This window comes from Stenotrophomonas sp. BR163 (assembly GCF_047520985.2).
Classification (GTDB): domain Bacteria; phylum Pseudomonadota; class Gammaproteobacteria; order Xanthomonadales; family Xanthomonadaceae; genus Stenotrophomonas; species Stenotrophomonas sepilia.
In genome coordinates, this window is sequence record NZ_JAXBRE020000008.1 from 138,902 (window position 1) to 156,567 (window position 17,666).

Annotated in this window: 22 protein-coding genes; 10 read left to right on the forward strand and 12 right to left on the reverse strand. The window is 67.6% G+C overall.

Features of this window, described 5'->3' with window-relative positions; translation table 11 throughout:
• Positions 1–60 precede the first annotated feature (60 nt).
• Entirely contained in the window at positions 61–204 is a 144-nt protein-coding gene (locus tag ACM0PY_RS09300; RefSeq protein WP_176698770.1) for a hypothetical protein, read from the forward strand.
• Between the two features lie 7 nt (positions 205–211).
• Here ACM0PY_RS09300 and ACM0PY_RS09305 read toward each other — a convergent pair whose 3' ends face one another.
• A complete protein-coding gene (locus ACM0PY_RS09305; protein WP_072167283.1) occupies positions 212–778 on the reverse strand; it encodes a GIY-YIG nuclease family protein in 567 nt (188 codons plus the stop codon).
• A gap of 133 nt (positions 779–911) precedes the next feature.
• Between ACM0PY_RS09305 and ACM0PY_RS09310 the strand changes: the two genes are divergently transcribed.
• Positions 912–1,694, forward strand: coding sequence for a serine hydrolase (locus ACM0PY_RS09310; protein ID WP_180885470.1), 783 nt, complete (start codon positions 912–914; stop codon positions 1,692–1,694).
• 13 nt (positions 1,695–1,707) lie between these two features.
• On the opposite strand, the gene ACM0PY_RS09315 is transcribed toward ACM0PY_RS09310, so the two are convergent.
• Both ACM0PY_RS09315 and ACM0PY_RS09320 read right to left on the reverse strand, forming a co-directional pair.
• Positions 1,708–2,301 (reverse strand): TetR/AcrR family transcriptional regulator, encoded by a 594-nt coding sequence (locus tag ACM0PY_RS09315; protein WP_065178823.1) that lies wholly within the window; start codon positions 2,299–2,301, stop codon positions 1,708–1,710.
• 16 nt (positions 2,302–2,317) lie between these two features.
• Positions 2,318–2,914 carry an NAD(P)H-dependent oxidoreductase gene (locus tag ACM0PY_RS09320; RefSeq protein ID WP_072167285.1) on the reverse strand — a complete coding sequence of 199 codons (597 nt, stop codon included), beginning with the start codon at positions 2,912–2,914 and terminating at the stop codon, positions 2,318–2,320.
• A 125-nt stretch (positions 2,915–3,039) separates the two neighbouring features.
• Between ACM0PY_RS09320 and ACM0PY_RS09325 the strand changes: the two genes are divergently transcribed.
• Entirely contained in the window at positions 3,040–3,573 is a 534-nt protein-coding gene (locus ACM0PY_RS09325) for a hypothetical protein (protein ID WP_134972854.1), read from the forward strand.
• 33 nt (positions 3,574–3,606) lie between these two features.
• Here the strand turns inward: ACM0PY_RS09325 and ACM0PY_RS09330 are convergent, their stop codons facing one another.
• Entirely contained in the window at positions 3,607–4,434 is an 828-nt protein-coding gene (locus ACM0PY_RS09330) for an isocitrate lyase/PEP mutase family protein (RefSeq protein WP_005419692.1), read from the reverse strand.
• 165 nt (positions 4,435–4,599) lie between these two features.
• On the opposite strand from ACM0PY_RS09330, the gene ACM0PY_RS09335 reads away from it, so the two are divergent.
• The 4 genes from ACM0PY_RS09335 (at position 4,600) to accC (ending at position 7,980) form a co-directional block, all read left to right on the forward strand.
• Positions 4,600–5,328 carry a DOPA 4,5-dioxygenase family protein gene (locus ACM0PY_RS09335; protein WP_180895489.1) on the forward strand — a complete coding sequence of 243 codons (729 nt, stop codon included), beginning with the start codon at positions 4,600–4,602 and terminating at the stop codon, positions 5,326–5,328.
• Positions 5,329–5,619: 291 nt separating this feature from the next.
• Positions 5,620–6,063, forward strand: a complete 444-nt coding sequence (aroQ, locus tag ACM0PY_RS09340; RefSeq protein WP_065186305.1) for a type II 3-dehydroquinate dehydratase — start codon at positions 5,620–5,622, stop codon at positions 6,061–6,063.
• Between the two features lie 59 nt (positions 6,064–6,122).
• Complete coding sequence (accB, locus tag ACM0PY_RS09345; protein WP_005419696.1) at positions 6,123–6,602, forward strand: acetyl-CoA carboxylase biotin carboxyl carrier protein; 480 nt, start codon at positions 6,123–6,125, stop codon at positions 6,600–6,602.
• Between the two features lie 10 nt (positions 6,603–6,612).
• Positions 6,613–7,980 carry an acetyl-CoA carboxylase biotin carboxylase subunit gene (gene accC, locus ACM0PY_RS09350; protein ID WP_065178826.1) on the forward strand — a complete coding sequence of 456 codons (1,368 nt, stop codon included), beginning with the start codon at positions 6,613–6,615 and terminating at the stop codon, positions 7,978–7,980.
• A gap of 133 nt (positions 7,981–8,113) precedes the next feature.
• Here accC and ACM0PY_RS09355 read toward each other — a convergent pair whose 3' ends face one another.
• Both ACM0PY_RS09355 and ACM0PY_RS09360 read right to left on the reverse strand, forming a co-directional pair.
• Positions 8,114–8,488: a hypothetical protein gene (locus tag ACM0PY_RS09355; protein WP_005419699.1), complete on the reverse strand. Its 375-nt coding sequence runs from the start codon at positions 8,486–8,488 to the stop codon at positions 8,114–8,116.
• Positions 8,485–9,450, reverse strand: coding sequence for a hypothetical protein (locus ACM0PY_RS09360; RefSeq protein WP_065178827.1), 966 nt, complete (start codon positions 9,448–9,450; stop codon positions 8,485–8,487). The genes ACM0PY_RS09355 and ACM0PY_RS09360 overlap by 4 nt, the downstream gene beginning before the upstream one ends.
• 164 nt (positions 9,451–9,614) lie before the next feature.
• On the opposite strand from ACM0PY_RS09360, the gene prmA reads away from it, so the two are divergent.
• The 3 genes from prmA to fis all read left to right on the forward strand — a co-directional run bounded on the left by prmA (position 9,615) and on the right by fis (position 11,736).
• Positions 9,615–10,535 (forward strand): 50S ribosomal protein L11 methyltransferase, encoded by a 921-nt coding sequence (gene prmA, locus ACM0PY_RS09365; RefSeq protein WP_072167303.1) that lies wholly within the window; start codon positions 9,615–9,617, stop codon positions 10,533–10,535.
• A gap of 42 nt (positions 10,536–10,577) precedes the next feature.
• The gene (locus ACM0PY_RS09370) at positions 10,578–11,345 is read left to right on the forward strand and encodes a DUF3426 domain-containing protein (protein WP_180885473.1); all 768 of its coding nucleotides are present in this window, start codon (positions 10,578–10,580) and stop codon (positions 11,343–11,345) included.
• A 115-nt stretch (positions 11,346–11,460) separates the two neighbouring features.
• Positions 11,461–11,736, forward strand: a complete 276-nt coding sequence (gene fis / locus ACM0PY_RS09375) for a DNA-binding transcriptional regulator Fis (RefSeq protein ID WP_005419706.1) — start codon at positions 11,461–11,463, stop codon at positions 11,734–11,736.
• A 126-nt stretch (positions 11,737–11,862) separates the two neighbouring features.
• Here the strand turns inward: fis and ACM0PY_RS09380 are convergent, their stop codons facing one another.
• The 6 genes from ACM0PY_RS09380 to ACM0PY_RS09405 are packed head-to-tail and all read right to left on the reverse strand — an operon-like array spanning position 11,863 to position 17,663.
• On the reverse strand, positions 11,863–12,858 hold the full coding sequence (locus ACM0PY_RS09380) for a phosphatidate cytidylyltransferase (RefSeq protein ID WP_061478167.1): 996 nt from the start codon (positions 12,856–12,858) through the stop codon (positions 11,863–11,865).
• Positions 12,855–13,484 carry a lysophospholipid acyltransferase family protein gene (locus ACM0PY_RS09385; protein WP_005419712.1) on the reverse strand — a complete coding sequence of 210 codons (630 nt, stop codon included), beginning with the start codon at positions 13,482–13,484 and terminating at the stop codon, positions 12,855–12,857. Before ACM0PY_RS09385 ends, ACM0PY_RS09380 begins: the two co-directional genes overlap by 4 nt.
• Positions 13,485–13,497: 13 nt before the next feature.
• On the reverse strand, positions 13,498–13,935 hold the full coding sequence (locus ACM0PY_RS09390) for a hypothetical protein (protein WP_164230129.1): 438 nt from the start codon (positions 13,933–13,935) through the stop codon (positions 13,498–13,500).
• Entirely contained in the window at positions 13,932–15,260 is a 1,329-nt protein-coding gene (locus tag ACM0PY_RS09395) for a phosphatase PAP2/dual specificity phosphatase family protein (protein ID WP_180885477.1), read from the reverse strand. Before ACM0PY_RS09395 ends, ACM0PY_RS09390 begins: the two co-directional genes overlap by 4 nt.
• Entirely contained in the window at positions 15,260–17,011 is a 1,752-nt protein-coding gene (locus ACM0PY_RS09400; protein ID WP_072167295.1) for a bifunctional alpha/beta hydrolase/class I SAM-dependent methyltransferase, read from the reverse strand. Before ACM0PY_RS09400 ends, ACM0PY_RS09395 begins: the two co-directional genes overlap by 1 nt.
• Positions 17,012–17,045: 34 nt before the next feature.
• Complete coding sequence (locus tag ACM0PY_RS09405) at positions 17,046–17,663, reverse strand: CDP-alcohol phosphatidyltransferase family protein (RefSeq protein WP_180885479.1); 618 nt, start codon at positions 17,661–17,663, stop codon at positions 17,046–17,048.
• Between the last annotated feature and the right edge of the window lie 3 nt (positions 17,664–17,666).

The following is a 17,666-nucleotide window of genomic DNA, read 5'->3' on the forward strand; positions in this document are numbered from 1 at the left end:
TCGCTTTTTGCCCGCCCATGCTGCCCGTATCGTGCAATCCACTCAAGTGGAGGCACGCTCATGAACATCTTCGGCAGCCTGTTGTTCCTGCACGGCCATGTGGCCAACGCCGAGCTGGCACGCCAGCTGGCCAGCCCGTCCACCGACTCCCCTGCGTGCGCGGCGCAACCGGCCGCGCCGGTTCAGCAGCCGGGGACCCGTTGAACGCGGCTCAACCTGTGTACCAGCGTTGGACGTATTCAGGCAGCCAGGGCATTGGATCGATATCCAGTGCCCGGCAACCGTCGAGCGTGTCACGCAGCACGCCCTCACCGGGGCCACCGGAAATCCGCAGTCCTTCCTCTTCCGGAAGCTGCACCACAGCCCAGTCGTGCAGCCGGTCCATGCGCAGGCGCATCGCCACCTGCAGCCACGCCTTCAGCGGGTAACAGCGATAGCCTTGTTCACCCAACGCAGCAATTGCGAGCGACAAGGCCTGGTTGGCACCACGTACCCATTCAGTACGACCCCCGGCCTTGTGCTGGATCGTCATCGGTGCCGGTGCGCGGTGCGCCTTGAACGGCGAACGCAGCTGCAGCTCCAGATCACGTGCATCACGCTCGCCCTCCGCTTCCACCAGCGCACCGGCATCGAGGTCGAAGAACTCGAACCAGCGCCGATGCAATGCGCTGATGCGTCCGAGCGGATCACGTGAAAAGCCGATCTTCGCGTAGTCCTCCCACGCACACGGGAAGACGTAGGTAAAGACACGACCATCGATGCGGATATCCGATTGCATGTGCGCAGGCTGCCTCCACCTCAGCCCGGGCGCAACCGGGCGCTACCGTGCACGCTGCAGCGCACCGGCAGTGCGGCTTCGTGCAGCCGGCACGAACTATTCTTGCTGACTGTCGCTGCCATCTCCGCCCGCCGTGCCGTCTGCTGCGCCCGCCCCCCTACCGATTTCATCCATCACCCTGGAAGCGGCAACCTCTGCGGTGATTCACCAGCACAACGCTGAAACCGCGCGGCAACCGGCATCGCTGACCAAGCTGATGACCGCCTACGCCACCTATGCGTGCGTCGAAGAGAACGGACGCTCGTGGGACGACCCGGTCACCATCGCCGCCGACGATGTGCATGCCGTGGCCGATGATGAAACGCGCATGGGCCTGGTGCCCGGCGAGACAATCACCCTGGCGCGCCTGCTGGAAGGGTTGATGGTGGTGTCCGGCAATGACGCTGCATTGTCGATCGCGCGCCACCTGGACGGATCGCAGGCCGCATTCCTGGAACGCATGAACCGGCACGCACGCCAGCTCGGGCTGCGCAGCACCTGGTTTGCCAGCGTGTCCGGCATCACCACACCGCACCATGTCTCCAGCGCGCGCGACATGGCGGTGCTGGCCGCCCGCCTGTTGAACGATCATCCGCAGATCCTGGCGATCACCGCGCAGCGCGCGTTCGCCCATGGCAGCTTCAATCGCAGCAACCAGAACGCCCTGCTCGGCGAAGACGGCGTGGACGGCTTGAAGACCGGCTACACCCAGGCCGCAGGCTTCTGCCTGGCCGCCACCGCGTGCCGGCCAGTACCCGGGCGGGACCAGCCGGTACGGCTGATCACCGTGGTGTTGGGCTCTGCAAGCCGCGACGCGCGCGACGCACTGGTGCGCGACCAGATGGCCGCGGGATTCGCCGCCCTGGCCGGCGGCTGACCGCGCGTGCGGCTCAGCGCCGCTTGACCGTCGCCACGATCAGCCGCTGCAGCTCGGCCACGGCACCGGCCTTGTCCAGCGCGCCGGCAGCCACACCCTCTGAAAGGGCTTCAGCCGCACCGAGGATGGCCCAGCGCCCCGCCAGCGACACCGTGCCGTCGGCCGCGAACGGGCCCAGCCAGACCTGGCAGTTGTCGATGAAATCCTGCTGGTAGCGCCGCCGCACCTCATGCAGTTCCGGCGCCCCCACCAGCGCGGCGAGGATGCCTTGCACTTCACTGCCCTGGCTGAGGACGCAGTCGATGTAGCCGGAGGCGATGGCCGCCGCCCGATCGACCAGTTGCGCCCGGGCGCGACCGATGCGCTCGTGGAAGACCACGGTCTGGCGTCCGTCATAGTCATCGTAGAGCGCCGCCAGCAAGCCATTGCGGGTCACGAAGTGATCATAGGCCACAGGCTTGGTCACGCCCGCCGCTTCGGCCAGCCGCCCCAGCGTCAACGCTCCGGTACCTTCTTCGCGGACCAGTGCCCAGGCCACATCCAGCAACTGGCGGGTGCGTTGCTCCCGGGTCATTCGGCGGCGCGTGGGGGTGGCGTTGGCGGGCATCGGCGGAGCACGGCGATCAGCGCATTGGAACACCGATTTTACGGCCGATCGCCAGCGCGGTCTGTAGATGCGCTTCAGCGGCACCGGTATCGGCGTCCAACAGCAGGTGGGACGACAGCACGCGTGCGCCGCAATAGTCGAAGATGCCCATGTCGATCTGCGTCCTCATTGCCGCGTCGTAGCCACGACGTTCGACCATGGCTGCGTCGGCGCCGCCCAAGCCGACCAGATGCACATTCAGGCGCTGCAGCTTCTTCACCAGCCTGCCCTGCGCATCCTGTGCGTAGGCCCAGTCGTTGGTGAACACACGGTCGATCCAGCCTTTCAGCAGCGCCGGGAACGACCACCAGTACAACGGGAACACCAGCACCAGCGTATCGGTGGCATCCAGCCGCGCGTGCTCGGCAGCGACATCGGCCGGTACCGCGCCGGTGCTGCGGAACAACGCCTGGTCCTGCGGGTTGAAGCGCGGATCGAAGCCTTCGGCCATCAGGTCGGCATAGGCCACGGTGTTGCCGGTGTCGGCCGCGGCAATGGCATCACCGATGCGACGCGCCATCGCGTGGGTCAGCGAACCGGGCTCAGGGTGGGCGATGACAATGAGGCTGTGCATGGGGATCTCCAGGAATCGATACCTACCAATGGTAAGTAGCGATTCCGGGGAAACCAGCGCCACCGGTGGGACGCTGTTTTCGCGTCCAACGTATAGTGCAGCGATGCCCTGTGGGACACCCGGAGATGGATCGACGCCTGCCCCTGACGATACTGACGCTGCTGCTGTCGCTGTTGCTGCCATCCGCCTTCGCGGGTGAACTCAGTCCCAGTGACGCGAAGGCCCTGCGCGAAGATGTGCGCGCCCTGATGACTGCCTACGCCCGCGGGGATGCGGACTTCCTCATCGAGCGCACGCATCCCAGCCTCAAGCGGCTGGCCGGCGGCGATGAGGCCTTCCAGGCGATCACCCGCGATGCGTTGAAGAAGCAGCACAGCGGCGGCGTGGTGGTCATCAGCGAAGACGTCGGTGTGCCGACCCGGACCTATGCGGCCGGGGAGGAAGAAGTCTGCTTCGTGCCACGCCAATCCCTGGTACGGGTGCGTGAAACCCCGATGCGCAGCATCACGTTCATGGTGGCCGTGCGCCGCATTGGCGGTTCCGGCTGGACGTATCTGGACGGCACGGGGCTGCAGGACAATCCGCGCCTGCTTCGCCAACTGCTGCCAGCGCTGGAACCCGGCGTGATCCTGCCCAAGCGGGAGATCGAGGCGTTGTAGTCGCCGGCCCTTCCCGCCATGCAGGGCGCGGGGCTACTGGAACAACGCGTTCAAGGCAGCCCCGGACGCCGCCTGCTGCAAGCCATCGAAGCGTCCGTCCTGCACGATCGGCTGGGTCGCCTGCATCAGTCCACCCCACGCGGCACGCGCCAGCGCACCGCCCAGGCTGACCCGGCGAACGCCAAGTGCGGCGATGTCCTGCAGGCTCAGTGCTGTGGGGCCAGCGACCAGCAGGTTCACCGGCTTGGAGCCCGCGGCGGCGACCACCGCACTGATCTGCTCGCGCGTACTGATGCCCGGTGCGTACAGCACATCGGCTCCGGCCTCGGCGTAGGCACGCAGGCGCCGCAGGGTATCCTGCAGATCCGGTACGCCCACGAAGAAGTTCTCCGCTCGCCCGACCAGCAGCACGTCGCCGCCCGCGCGGTCGATGGCCGCACGCGCCGCGCGCAGTCGCTCGACCGCCTGCTCGATGGGTCTCAGTGGTGCATCGGCCAGGCCGCTGGCGTCCTCGATCGACAACGCCGCAATGCCGGTATCGAGCGCCGCGGCCACCGCCTCCTCCACCGCCTGTGGCGTAGCGCCGAAACCATCACCGAAGTCGGCATTCAACGGCAACGGGGTCGCCGCCGCCATCAGTCGCAGGTGCTCCAGCGTGGCCTGCAGCGATACCGCGCCGTCCGGCCGCCCCTCACTCCAGGCGCAGCCGGCACTGGTCGTGGCCAAGGCCTGGAAGCCCTGCCGTTGCAGATAGCGCGCACTGCCCACGTCCCACGGGTTGGGCAGCACGAAGCATCCTGCTGCATGCAACTGGCGGAAGCTGGCGCGCTTGCGCAGGGTGTCGGCATCAGGCGAGGCCATGGCGGGCTCCGGGGCGGCAGACCTGCACCCTAGCCCGCCGTTCGGTCGCGCTCAAGGCGACGAAGGCAGCCGTGCATGAAGTGATGCCGGCTGCTTATTGGACGCCACCGGCAGCCCTGCCCGAGCGTGGACGCCTGCCCCCACAATGCCGCCACGGAGCCCCTCATGCACCCGGACCCGCAGCCCTTCATCGACGCAGGCGACGATGACGCCCACTGGGCCGACCTGCTCTCGCCCGCCCGCCGGCACCTGATCACGTCGGCCGGCCTGGCCGCCGGCGGCCTGGCCAGCGCGTCCACCGCCACCGCCGCCGCGCGCGTCGGCAGCGCCGTGAACACCACCGAACCCGGGCGACCTGGCTTCCGCGCCATCGTTCCGCCAGCGCCCAAGGGCCGCAGCCCCTGGGGCCAGGCCACGGCCAGCGAACCGACCCCGCGCCCGGCCAGCGTGCGCCCCGGCGAGGCCACGTTGCCCACCGCCCCGCGCGCCTACACCGACATCAAGAGCTACCACGCCCATATCTATTTCGATGAGGACAGCTTCGAGAAGGCAGCCCTGCTGCGGCGCTGGGCCGCCGAGCGCTTCCCGGTGGAGCTGGGCAACTGGAACCTGGAGCCGCGTGGCCCGCACGTCACGCCCTCTTTCTACTTCGGCTTCACCAACGACCTGTTGCCGGTGCTGGTGCCGTGGCTGCAGCTCAATAGCCTGGGCCTGACCATCCTGATCCACCCCAACACCGGCGATGGCCGCGCCGATCACCTGTACTACGCGTTGTGGGTGAACCGCGCGCAGCCGGTGAACGCCTACAACTGGCCGGCGCCGCAACCGGGGGAACAGGAGCCGTTGGAGGAGGTATTCCCGAACGTGGTGCCGACGGTATCGTTGGAGACCTGAGCGATCAGCAGAAAGGCAACTCCCAGGTAAGGGCACAGCGGCTGCGCCCTACGCCTCCTCATCCACACAGGTGTGGCTCTGCCGATGAGCGGCCCGGGCGTGATCGTCGGCCTACGTGCTCGCATCCACCGCAAGCATGCCGTTCAGCGCGCCTTGATCCAGCGCCCGCCATACGGCGACAAGCCCTGCGGCGAATTTCAAACGGACGATTGAAACGCTGCAAACTTCGCCGAACTGGACAGCATCCGCCGGTTCCGCCAGACTGCCGCCCTTTCCCGTCTTCCGGATCCCATGGCGAAGCTGCTGGTCCTGCACGGCCCCAACCTCAACCTGCTCGGCACCCGCGAGCCGGAGGTGTACGGCCACACCACGCTGGCCGACATCGACCAGGCCCTGGCCGCGCAGGCATCCGCTGCCGGGCACGCCGTGGAGAGCCTGCAGTCCAACGCCGAGCATGTGCTGGTCGACCGCGTGCAGGCTGCGCGCAACGACGGAACCGCTTTCATCCTGATCAACCCCGCCGCCTTCACCCACACCTCGGTGGCCCTGCGCGATGCGCTGGCAGCGGTGGCGGTGCCGTTCATCGAGATCCACCTGTCCAACCCGCATACCCGCGAACCCTTCCGCCAGCACAGCTACTTCAGTGACAAGGCGGTGGGCGTGGTGTGCGGCTTCGGTGCCGACAGCTACCGCTACGCGATGGACGCGGCGCTGCTGCGCGTATCCGCCACCTGATTGTCGACCCGGGCGCCCACGGCGCTCTCCTCACCTAGATAGAAACCAAAGAGGCCCTCATGGATCTGCGCAAAATCAAGAAGCTGATCGACCTGCTGGAAGAGTCGAACCTGGCTGAAATCGAAATCAAGGAAGGCGAAGAGTCGGTGCGCCTGTCGCGCGCCCCGGTGGCCGGCTATGCCGCCCCGGTCGCCGCGCCGGTGTATGCCGCTCCGGCCGCCCCGGCGCCGCAGGCGATGCCGATGCAGTCGCCGACCGAAGCCTCCACCGGCGGCAGCGCCAAGCCGGGCCCGGCACTGCCGGAAGGCCATGTGCTGCGCTCGCCGATGGTCGGCACGTTCTATGCCTCGTCCGCCCCGGACAAGCCGGCCTTCGTCACCGTGGGCCAGCAGGTCAAGGAAGGCGAAACCCTGGCCATCATCGAAGCGATGAAGATGTTCAACCCGATCGAAGCCGACACGTCCGGCACCATCGTCGCCATCCTCGGCGAGAACGGCCAGCCGGTGGAGTTCGACCAGCCGCTGTTCGTGATCGGCTGAGGGGCGCGCCATGCTCGACAAAGTCGTCATCGCCAACCGAGGGGAGATCGCGCTGCGCATCCTGCGCGCGTGCCACACCCTCGGCATCCGAACGGTGGCCGTGCATTCCACGGTCGACCGCAACCTCAAGCACGTGGCCATGGCCGACGAGTCGGTCTGCATCGGTCCGGCGCCGTCGCCGCAGAGCTACCTCAACATCCCGGCACTGATCGCCGCCGCTGAAGTCACCGACGCCCAGGCCATCCACCCGGGTTACGGCTTCCTGTCGGAGAACGCCGACTTTGCCGAGCGCGTGGAAGAGTCGGGCTTCATCTTCATCGGCCCCAAGGCTGACACCATCCGCATGATGGGTGACAAGGTCGAAGCCATCCGCGCGATGAAGGCCGCTGGCGTGCCGTGCGTGCCCGGCTCGGGCGGCCCGCTGGGCGACGACATCGTCGCCAACACCAAGATCGCCCGTGAGATCGGTTATCCGGTCATCATCAAGGCGGCCGGCGGCGGTGGTGGCCGTGGCATGCGCGTCGTGCACGCCGAAGCCTCGCTGAAGACCTCGATCGAAACCACCAAGAGCGAGGCCAAGGCCGCGTTCGGCAATGGCGAGGTCTACATGGAGAAGTTCCTGGAGAACCCGCGCCACGTGGAGATCCAGGTGCTGGCCGACGGCCAGGGCAACGCCATCCACCTCGGCGAACGCGACTGCTCGATGCAGCGCCGCCACCAGAAGGTGGTGGAAGAAGCACCGGCACCGGGCATCACCGCCGAACAGCGCGAGCAGATCGGCAAGGTGTGCGTGGAAGCCTGCATCCGCATCGGTTATCGCGGCGCCGGCACCTTCGAGTTCCTGTACGAGGACGGCCGCTTCTACTTCATCGAAATGAACACCCGCATCCAGGTGGAGCATCCGGTCACCGAAATGGTCACCGGCATCGACTTGGTGGCCGAGCAGCTGAAGATCGCCGCTGGCCAGAAGCTGTCGATCAAGCAGAGCGACGTGGTGCTGACCGGCCATGCCATCGAATGCCGCATCAACGCCGAAGACGCTGAGACCTTCGTGCCGAGCCCGGGCACCATCACCGGCTTCCATCCGCCGGGGGGTCCCGGCGTGCGCGTGGATACCCACATCTACAGTGGCTATCGCGTGCCGTCCAACTACGACTCGATGATCGGCAAGCTGATCGTGCACGGCCCGGACCGCGAAACCGCCATCGCCCGCATGCGGGTGGCGCTGAGCGAGATGGTGGTCGATGGCATCAAGACCAACATCGCCCTGCAGCAGCGGATCATGCGCGACAAGGGCTTCCAGGCCGGTGGACAGAACATCCACTATCTGGAAAAGCGCCTTGCCGAGCGCAAGAACAAGCCGATCGCGCTGACCTGATCGTCACCCGATGCTGGACAAGGAAAGGGCGGGGATATTCCCGCCCTTTTCTGTTTTCCTTCCGGCAGCGCCGAGCCGTTCCCGGCTTGCGGGCGAGTGCAGCCGAGCATGGCTCGGCTCTACTGATGCGGCCTCAGCGCGCGTCCGCCGCCGTCGCCGGAATCTGCGAATTGGCCAGCGGCCGCACGCCATTGGGCGAGGTCGGATCGACGATCACCATGGTCTCGGTCGAGCCATCCGGCCACACTACCTGGAAGGTGCTGCCAGCCGGCAGTGAAGCGAACGGCATGCCCGTCTGCGCGCGATAGACCGCAGCGACCTGGCTGGCGCCGGCGCGGCGCACGTCTTCCTGCGCCTTCACCGTGGTCAGTTCCACCTTCGACAGATGCCGGTACCGATCCTCGTAGGTATCGATCATCAGCAGGCCGACCGCACCGGCAGAGTAGGCCACGAACAGCGCCACCCAGAACCAGAACTTGGCCCCATGCAGGAATCGACGGTAATTCATCGCCCGTCCCTCTTTCCAATCAATCGCTTGATCCATTCCTTCATTTTCCCAGCACCTTGCCGCGATACCGCAGCGTCATACACGAAATCCCGGAAATCCTGCGCTCCATCCTGCGAACAGATCCCTCCGTTCGCACAAAAACTGTTGACCAGCACGCTGTCCGCTCCACACGGTAGACCGAGTTCGCAGGCCGCAAGCCGCCATGCAAGCTCACTGAGCTGTTCGCCCGCCACCAGGCCGTCGAGTGCGCTGTCACCGGCGGCACGCACGCCCATGCCCGGCGCGATCGCCATATAGGCCTCCGGGTCACGCGAAGTGCGCACGCGCTCGACCAGGTCGCGGCGGTACTCGGCACTGTCATGCAACGGCTCACCCTCGGCGAACAACGATGCTTCTGCGGCGAGGTTGCCCTGCGCGGCCGCCTTGCGGCGTTCGGCCAGCACCAGCGCAGCGCCCAGCTTGTCGCCCGGAACGAAGCCGCCACACCGCTGCGCCACGCGCTCGCGGGCCTCGATCATCGCCGGCGCCGCGGTCAGGCCCAACCCGCTCAACACGTTGTTGTCCAAGCGGTAGCCACCCGGATCGAGTGCGTACTGCGCGCAATAGTCATACACGCGGCTGAGCATCCAGCGCGCTTCATGGTTACCTGTATCGGCCTGCACGCGCAGGCGCTGGGCGTAGGCGTACAGATCGCTGGCGTCTTCGATGTCGGCGCGGAGGTCCAGCGGCAGGCCCGACGGCAGCGTGTTGCCGCGCTCGACGGTGGCCAGCCGGCGCGCCAGGGCCTCCGGCACCACCGGCAACGCCGCTCCGCTGTCGCGGCTGGCCACGACGGTCGGCAGGTCCGGCGACGGTGATGCCACGCCCGCCGCATGGCCGCTGGCCCGGTACCCGGCCACGCCCAGCACGGCCACCGCCGGCAGCACGAGCAACCAGGTTTTCAGGGTCGGGGCGAAGGCCATCGGCGGCGGTGAGCGTTCACGGCGCACAGGAAAGTGTCGAGTTTAGCAAGGCCCGGCAGGCCTGTCTGAACTGCCCCCGTTCATCTCAAGATGGCATCTCACGCGATACGGAGACGCTCCGATGGTCTAGCATGGCCCCCTTTCCCGTGATTGCCCCCACCGCCATGCCGTTCCTGGAACTGACCCTGCGCTGCACCGAAGCCACCCAGCCCCGCTATGAAAATGCGCTGGAGGACGTCGGCGCACTGGCTGTGACCCTGCTCGATGCCGAAGCCGACACCAGCAACGAACAGGCCATCCTCGAACCCGGCGTGGGTGAAACGCCGCTGTGGGACACCCTGGTGCTGAGCGCACTGTTCCCCGCCGACAGCAATGCGCTTTTGCTGCTGGCCGCGCTGGAATCGTTCGATCCGGAACTGGACTGGAGCAACGGCAGCTTCCGCGCCGTCGAGGATGAAGACTGGGAGCGCGCCTGGCTGGACCAGTTCCAGCCGATGGATTTCGGCAGCCGTACCTGGATCGTGCCGTGGAACCATGAACTGCCGGACGCCGCGCAGGCCGCCGATGCCGCCGTGGTGCGGCTGGACCCGGGCCTGGCCTTCGGCTCGGGCACCCACCCGACCACCGCCCTGTGCCTGCGCTGGCTGGACCAGCTGGCCGTGGACGGCCAGTTGCAGGGCCAGCGCGTGCTCGACTTCGGCTGCGGCTCGGGCATCCTCGCCCTGGCCGCGCTGAAGCTGGGTGCCGCCGAAGCGGTCGGCGTGGACAACGATCCACAGGCGCTGGTCGCCACCGCCGACAATGCCGAGCGCAACGGCGAGCAGGCGCGCATGCACGTGTACCTGCCGCAGGACGAACCGGTCGCCACCTACCCGATCGTGGTCGCCAACATCCTTGCCTCGGCACTGGACGCGTTGGCCGAGCTGCTGGCCGCGCGCGTCGCTGCCGGCGGCCGCATCGCCCTGTCCGGCATCCTGCATGGCCAGGAAGGCGAACTGCTGCAGCGCTACGCCGCGTGGTTCGACGACCTGCAGGCGACCCAGGATGGCGACTGGATGCGCATCACCGGCATACGCCGCGCCTGATCGTGATTGAATGACCGCTGGATCCGAGCCCGCACCCTGAGCATGTCCGAGCCGAACCCGCCGCGCCGCCCTTTGGCCACCTTCCTGCGCCCCGCGTCGGAAGGCGAGGCTGCACCTGCGACCGATTCACGCACGCCCGACCCGGCGATGCAGGACATCCCGCCAGCCCAAGCCCGCGCCCCCCTCGAAGCGGCGCTGCCACCGATGGCGGAAACGCGACCGAGCGATGACATCGTCAACCCCGACGAAGCGGCCGTGATCGAACCCGTCCTTGCCGCTCCGGCCCCGCAGGCCGTGGCTGGGGATGCACCCAGTTTCCTGGGCACCTCGCGGCCACGCGCACTGCCGACGCCACGCTGGCACTGGGGGCTGGTCGCCGGACTGGCACTGCTGCTGGTCCTGCAGAGCGTGCTGGCCGATCGAGCGCGACTGGCCGCCGACGCCGGCAACCGCGCCTGGCTGGGCGCACTGTGCGGCGTATTGCGCTGCAGCCTGCCGGCCTGGCATGAACCCACCGCGTTCACCATGACCAGCCGCGAGATCCGCCCCCTGCCAGGCCAGGCGGGCGTACTGCAGGTGCAGGCCAGCATCCGCAACGATGCGCGCTGGGCACAGGCCTGGCCGGATCTGCGCCTGTCGCTGTCTGACGCCGATGGCCGGGTGATCGGCAGCGGCGTGTTCGCGCCGGCGCAGTACCTCGGCGAGAACCCCGGCGCGGCCGTGCTGGAACCGGGCCAGAGTGCACGCATTGCGTTCCGCGTGCAGGAACCCGCCGCATCCACCGTCGCATTCACCTTCGACTTCCTCTGAGCAGGATAGAGGCGACCAGCCGTGGCAGGTCGGGCACGCTCGCGCTAGACTGGCCGCCACCACCTCGTCCGGCCGCGCGCTCCGCGCGCACGGGCCAACCGAATCGGGAACCCCCTTGAACGCTGTCCTCTCTCGTCCTGACAACAGTCGTGGCGCTCCCCGGCCACCGCTGCGTGAACACGTCGCCCAGTCCGTGCGCCGCTACCTGCGTGACCTTGATGGCTGCGACGCGGACGATGTCTACGAGATCGTGCTGCGCGAGATGGAAATCCCGCTGTTCGTGGAAGTGCTCAACCACTGCGAAGGCAACCAGAGCCGTGCCGCGGCGATGCTGGGCATCCACCGCGCCACCCTGCGCAAGAAGCTGAAGGAATACGGCATCAGCGCGTAAGCGCGCGTGGGTCGTGCCGGCCGCTGGCCGGCAACCCCATGAACGATGGCAGGGAGTTGCAGTTGCCGGTCAGCGGCCGGCACTACCGGTGGATCCACGCCATGCGTGGATGGAAGCCCGGCAGAATCATCCGCCTCCGCCCGCCTTCCAGTAGTACCTCACTACATGGAAGAACACGGGCGCGGCGAAGCACACCGAATCCAGCCGGTCGAGCATGCCGCCATGGCCCTCGATCATGTGGCCCCAGTCCTTGATGCCACGGTCGCGCTTGATCGCCGACATCACCAGGCCGCCCCAGAACCCCATCAGGTTGATCAGCAGCGACAGGCCGAACGCCTGCAGCGGCGTGAACGGGGTGATCCACCACAGCGCCGCTCCCAGCGCGCTGGCACTCAGCACGCCGCCCACGAAGCCCTCCACCGTCTTCGACGGCGACAGCTTCGGGGCGATCAGGTGCCGGCCCAGCAGCTTGCCCCAGATGTACTGCAGCACATCCGAGGACTGCACCACGATCACCAGGAAGGCAAACAGCAGCACGTTGCGCGCCGGATCATGCCCGGGCACATGCAGGTTGAGCAGCAGCGGCACATGCGAGATGCAGAACACGCAGATCATCAGCCCCCATTGCACCTTCGCCGTCCGCTCCAGGTAGTGCGTGGTATCGCCACCGATGGTGGACAGGATCGGCAGGAACAGGAACGCATAGACCGGGATCAGCAGCGTGTACATGCCGTACCAGTCGATCCACACCAGGTAGTACTGCCACGGCAGCACGATGTAGAACGCGGCCAGCAGCGCGTAGTAGTCGCCCGAGCGGGTCGGTGCCAGAGTGATGAACTCGCGCAGCGCGAACAGCGAGATGATCGCAAACAGTACGATCACCCCGGCACGACCGAAGAACAGCGCCAGCCCGACCACGATCGCCATCACCCACCAGGCGCGGATGCGCGACACCAGGTTGGCGATCACTGCACTGGGCTGCCCACGCTGCCGCCAGCGCAGGGTCTCGGCCACCAGCGTGGCCAGCACCAGCACCGCGCCGACGCCGGCAAACAGCAGGCCGGTCTGCTGGCCCACGCTGCGCGCGGCCAGGTCACCGGACACGTCCATCAGATAGCTCATGCGCGCCCTCCATTCGGCGCCAGGTCCAGCAGCGCCTGCCGGCTGCGGGCCAGGAATGCGGCCTTGTCCTCGTCGGCCTGCAGCCGCAGCGGCGTGCCGAACGTAGCCGTGCACAGCAGCGGCAGCGGCAGGAACCGGCCCTTCGGCATCACCCGCTTCAGGTTGTCGATCCACACCGGCACGAACTCCAGCTCCGGCCGTTGCCGCGCCAGGTGGTAGATGCCGCTCTTGAACGGCAGCAGCGGCTCATCGCCCACATTGCGCGTGCCTTCCGGGAACAGGATCAGCGAGCACTCTTCGTCGACCGCATCGCGCAGCACCTGCAACGGGTCCTGCTGGCGATGCCCGGCCTCACGCTCTACCAGTACACCGTTGAATACCGCATCGATCAGGTAGCGGCGCAGGCCGTCGCGCTGCCAGTATTCGGCGGCGGCCACCGGGCGTACCTGTCGCCGCAGCGCGGGCGGCATCGACGACCAGATCAACACGAAGTCACCATGGCTGGCGTGGTTGCCGTAGTACACGCGGCGCTCGCTGGACGGCGCACAGCCGATCCACAGCGCACGGGCGCCCGTCACCACGTGGATCGCGCCACTGCAGGCGCGTGCAATCAGTTCGGCGAACATCGGTCCCTCCCGTTCACGTCTGCGGCCACACTACGGCCAGCACCAGTAGTGCGGCCTGCACTGCCGTCAGCAGGTACTGGCGCAGCAGCAGCCGGCGCATGCCGGCCCAACGCACGTCCCAGTCGCGCAGCGGCGCATCGGCCGGTGTGCGGCGCAGGCCACTGTCCTGAAGCAGCTGGTCGGTACGGCGTGCAGCGGCTTCGCCATCCAGGCCTTCATCGCGCAACAGCTGCAGCAGGCTCGCGTCCAGCCCGACCCGCCATGCATGGTAGGCCTGCATGAGCCCAGCGCCCACACTGAGCAGCAACAGCCCGGCGGCGATCATCGCCAGCCCCGGTTCGATGCCCAGCAGCAGCAGCGCCACCAGCAGCAGCCCCAGTGACAGCAGCGCGGGCCAGCGTCCCTGGCGCAGCAGCAGCTGCATGGTCGCCAGATCGGGAACGGCACTCATGCGCGCCCTCCAGCCGCTGCGGTGATGGCTTGCAGATGCTCCGGGCCCAGCACGATGCCGGGGCGTGCCGCACGCACGATGGCGACCGCCGCCTCGACTTCCGCGGCACGGCCCGTGCGCAGCAGCCACGTCGCCACGCTGGCGGCACTGCGTGAGTAACCCAATGCGCAGCACACCAGCAGCGGCCCCTGTACCCGCAGCCGTTCGATGGCCTCGGCCGCCTCGCGCAACTGGTGCGGCGTGGGCACCACCAGATCCAGCATCGGCACGCTGGCATACGCCGCGCCCGGCGCGCGGCAGGACAGCTCGGCGCAGGCATCGACCACGCCCACCAAAGGTGCCGGCAATACCGTGCAGGGAATCCGGCCCAGCCACACGCCGTCCAGCACCGGCACCGGCTGCGGCGCACGCCGTGTCCACAGCCGCGAGTTGATCCAGGCGGCGCCCAGGTACGGTGCCAGCAGCCAGCGTGCCGCCATGCTCAAGCGACCATCGGCGCGCTTCTGGAACACCGCCGTACCCAGACCGGCATAGGCCAGCGCCACCAGCAGCAGCGACACCACCGGCCACAGCAACCACAACGCCGTACCCCGCAGCAGGACCATCGGCACCAGCAGCACAGCGGCCCCCAGCAGGTACAGCGCAGCCAATCGCCACCGCTTGGCATGCCGCGCGATGCGCCAGGCCCGCAGCGGTGGCGTGCCCTGCTCCGGCCACAACCACACGCACAGCCAGCCGGCCAGCAGGCCGGTGGGGATGTCAATGAAATGATGCTGGAACGTGGTCAGCACCGAGACACCGATCAGCAGCGCCCACACATGCAGTACCCAGCGCCAGGCACCGTGCAGGTACTGCGCGAACTTCACCCACAGCACGATCAGCAGCACGATGTGCAGCGATGGCGCCTGGTTGAACGGCTTGTCGAAACCCAGCAGCACATCGAACAGCCAGCCGAACACGCCGCCGATCTCCGGCCGCTCGAAACTGAAGCGCAGCGGCCACAGCAGGAAACAGGTCACCGCGATCAGCTGTGCACTGAACAGCCGCAATGCGTGCCGGTCCAGTTCGAGGCGCTGCCGGCACAGGAAGAACGAGATTGCGTAGAACAGGTCGATCGACCAGTACGGCACGATCGTCCATGGCACGAACGGAATCTGCGTTTCCCAGCCGAACGCCATCACCGGCAGTTCGGCGTGGCGGCCGGCCATCCAGTTGGCGAAGCCGTAGCTGGCAAAGAAGAACGGGCCCAGCAGGGCCAGCCACAGCAGCGCGCGCCGCCAGGGGCGCCCCGCCGTGGCAAGCGGAGTTGCAGCCAGCGTCGCCATCACGCGGTCCGGCGTGCCAGCGACACAGTGAAGATGCCGAAGTCATCGATGCGCTGCGTCACTTTCTCGAACCCGGCCAGGCGCACCAGTTCATCCATTTCCTGCTGGGTGCGGCGGCGCATCACCCAAGCAGCGCCACCACGATGACTGGTCAGCGCGCGGGCGATGAACTCCAGCTGCGGGTGCCAGGGCTGGCCGGTGTAGGCCAGGTAGCCACCCATCGGCACCGTTGCGGCGATGCCCTGCAGCGAGCGCAGCACGGCGTCGTTGTCGGGGAACAGTTCGTACAGGCCCGATACCACCGCCAGCGTCGGCGCCGGGTCGACCTGCGCCAGCTGCACCGGATCGAACGCATCGCCCTGTTCGAAACGGGCGATGTCGGACGCACCGAGGCGCTCGATCAACGCTTGGCCCTGGGTCACGTTCAGACCGCTGAAGTCGCGCAGCACGATGCGCTCGGCGCGTTGCTCGCCCTGGCCCAGCGCTTCCAGTACATAACGGCCATGGCCAGCGGCCACGTCCAGCACGCGCACCGGCATGCCCTGCCCGCGCAGGCGCTGGGCGGCATCGCGCAGCAGTTCCTGCAGGTGCCGACCGCGAATGCGGATGCCGCGCCAGCCGATCGCATCCAGGTAGTTGCGGTCGACCAGGCGCCCCAACGGGCCTTTGCCACGTGCTTCGTCGCGATAGATGTAGTCCAGCGTGCTGCCCGAATCGAAACCGGTCTGCAGGCCCAGTGCAATGCCTTCGGACAGTCTGCCGCCAAAGCGCAGGCCACCGCGCACCACGCGCCAGCGCAGATCGGCCAGGCTGTTGCGCTCGGGCGGCCAGGCCAGGATTTCAGACTCTTCAAATGTCGGCCCATGGCGGTGCGCATCGCGACGCGACAGCTCGCGCAACGGCTCGGCGAAACGCGCCTGGATGAAGCTGCGGATGCGCGCCAGTGCCGGTGCCCGATCACGCTCGCCCAGCGTGTCGTGGAAGAAGCCCGGCAGATGCACGCGCTCCTTGATCGGGCTGGACAGGCGCTCGTAGAAGCGGTCCTGCGGGCCACGGTGCACGACGAAGTCCGAGCCGGACACCAGCAACTGCACCGGCACGCTGATGGCCTGCGCATCGGCGACGATGCGATCGGCCGCCTCATACAGGCCCAGCAACACGCGCACCGAGATCGGCCGGGTGATCAGTGGATCGGTGCGGTAGCTTTCCACCCGCGCCGGATCGTGGGTCAGCCATTGCGGCTTGACGTAACTGTTGACGAAGAAATTGCCGCGCAGCTTCTGCATCAAGGCCAGGCCCGGGCGTGCGAACGGCACGTACAGCTTCACCTTGAACGCCGGGGAGGCCATGACCAGCGCGCGCAGGCGTGGCGCGTAGTCGTGCACCCAGGTGGCGGCGACCACGGCACCCACGCTCTGCGCGATCACCACGATGTCTTCCACCGCGATCCCATGCTCGGCGCCGATGTGGGCGATGAAGCTGTCCAGGTCGCGCACCAGCGCCGGAAAGCCCGGTGCATCGCCACGCGCGCCCGGCGAACGGCCATTGCCGCGCGCATCCCAGGCGAAGAAGGCGGTGTCAGGCAGGTCCAGCTCATCGACCAGATGGGTAACACGCCCCGAGTGCTCGTGCCCGCGGTGCAGCAGCACGATGGCCCGGGTGGCCGGGGTGGCGGTGGTGCCGGCCCAGTACCGGTAGAACAGCGGTACCTGGTCGAAGCTGTGGAATTCCCGTTCCTGCGCCTGACGCATGCAATCTCCTGATTGTCTTTTTCTATCTGCTTGATTAATTTGGCGAAACTGCGATTTCCCGCAGTCCCCGACGGACCCGGTTGAGCATCGTCAGCACGCACAGCACCGCCATGGCCGCGGCCACGCCCGTGACCGTCAACGCGCCAACCCACTCAAACGCCAGCAGCAGGCCCAGCGCACCGATCACGAAGGCGCGGTCGCTCTTGCCCATCGGGCCGTCATAGCGGCGGCTGGCGCCGACCATCAGCCCCAGCACGCCGGCGTATTCGCTCAGCGCCGCGGTCCAGGCCAGCAGCCACAGCGCCTCCGGGCGCACGCCCGGCACGCTGAGCAGGCTCAGGTACAGCGCCGCATCGGCGATCACATCGCATAATTCGTTCAGATAGGCACCCAGCCGCGACTGCTGGCCGAATTCGCGGGCCAGCATGCCGTCCACGGCGTTGAGCGCCATGCGCAGCAGCATCCACAGCGGCAGCAACAGGTACAGCCATGGCTGGGCCGGCGCGCAGCACCAGACGGCGCCGGCCACCAGCAGCGAGACCACGGCAGCGGCCACGGTCACCGCATTGGCGGTGATCCCCATGCGGTACAGGCCGCGTACGGCCGGACGCAGGAGGTCCTGAAAACGTCCTTTCAACACATAGATCGACACGAT

Bases quoted from the DNA above. Each gene is read 5' to 3' on its own strand.
- accC (WP_065178826.1), top strand. From the start codon at position 6,613: ATGCTCGACAAAGTCGTCATCGCCAACCGAGGGGAGATCGCGCTGCGC.
- ACM0PY_RS09355 (WP_005419699.1), bottom strand. From the start codon at position 8,488: ATGAATTACCGTCGATTCCTGCATGGGGCCAAGTTCTGGTTCTGGGTG.
- ACM0PY_RS09320 (WP_072167285.1), bottom strand. From the start codon at position 2,914: ATGCACAGCCTCATTGTCATCGCCCACCCTGAGCCCGGTTCGCTGACC.
- ACM0PY_RS09400 (WP_072167295.1), bottom strand. From the start codon at position 17,011: ATGCGTCAGGCGCAGGAACGGGAATTCCACAGCTTCGACCAGGTACCG.
- ACM0PY_RS09395 (WP_180885477.1), bottom strand. From the start codon at position 15,260: ATGGCGACGCTGGCTGCAACTCCGCTTGCCACGGCGGGGCGCCCCTGG.
- ACM0PY_RS09385 (WP_005419712.1), bottom strand. From the start codon at position 13,484: ATGTTCGCCGAACTGATTGCACGCGCCTGCAGTGGCGCGATCCACGTG.
- ACM0PY_RS09325 (WP_134972854.1), top strand. From the start codon at position 3,040: ATGGATCGACGCCTGCCCCTGACGATACTGACGCTGCTGCTGTCGCTG.
- ACM0PY_RS09330 (WP_005419692.1), bottom strand. From the start codon at position 4,434: ATGGCCTCGCCTGATGCCGACACCCTGCGCAAGCGCGCCAGCTTCCGC.
- ACM0PY_RS09300 (WP_176698770.1), top strand. From the start codon at position 61: ATGAACATCTTCGGCAGCCTGTTGTTCCTGCACGGCCATGTGGCCAAC.
- prmA (WP_072167303.1), top strand. From the start codon at position 9,615: ATGCCGTTCCTGGAACTGACCCTGCGCTGCACCGAAGCCACCCAGCCC.
- ACM0PY_RS09335 (WP_180895489.1), top strand. From the start codon at position 4,600: ATGCACCCGGACCCGCAGCCCTTCATCGACGCAGGCGACGATGACGCC.
- ACM0PY_RS09315 (WP_065178823.1), bottom strand. From the start codon at position 2,301: ATGCCCGCCAACGCCACCCCCACGCGCCGCCGAATGACCCGGGAGCAA.
- ACM0PY_RS09390 (WP_164230129.1), bottom strand. From the start codon at position 13,935: ATGAGTGCCGTTCCCGATCTGGCGACCATGCAGCTGCTGCTGCGCCAG.
- accB (WP_005419696.1), top strand. From the start codon at position 6,123: ATGGATCTGCGCAAAATCAAGAAGCTGATCGACCTGCTGGAAGAGTCG.
- ACM0PY_RS09360 (WP_065178827.1), bottom strand. From the start codon at position 9,450: ATGGCCTTCGCCCCGACCCTGAAAACCTGGTTGCTCGTGCTGCCGGCG.
- ACM0PY_RS09380 (WP_061478167.1), bottom strand. From the start codon at position 12,858: ATGAGCTATCTGATGGACGTGTCCGGTGACCTGGCCGCGCGCAGCGTG.
- aroQ (WP_065186305.1), top strand. From the start codon at position 5,620: ATGGCGAAGCTGCTGGTCCTGCACGGCCCCAACCTCAACCTGCTCGGC.
- ACM0PY_RS09370 (WP_180885473.1), top strand. From the start codon at position 10,578: ATGTCCGAGCCGAACCCGCCGCGCCGCCCTTTGGCCACCTTCCTGCGC.
- ACM0PY_RS09305 (WP_072167283.1), bottom strand. From the start codon at position 778: ATGCAATCGGATATCCGCATCGATGGTCGTGTCTTTACCTACGTCTTC.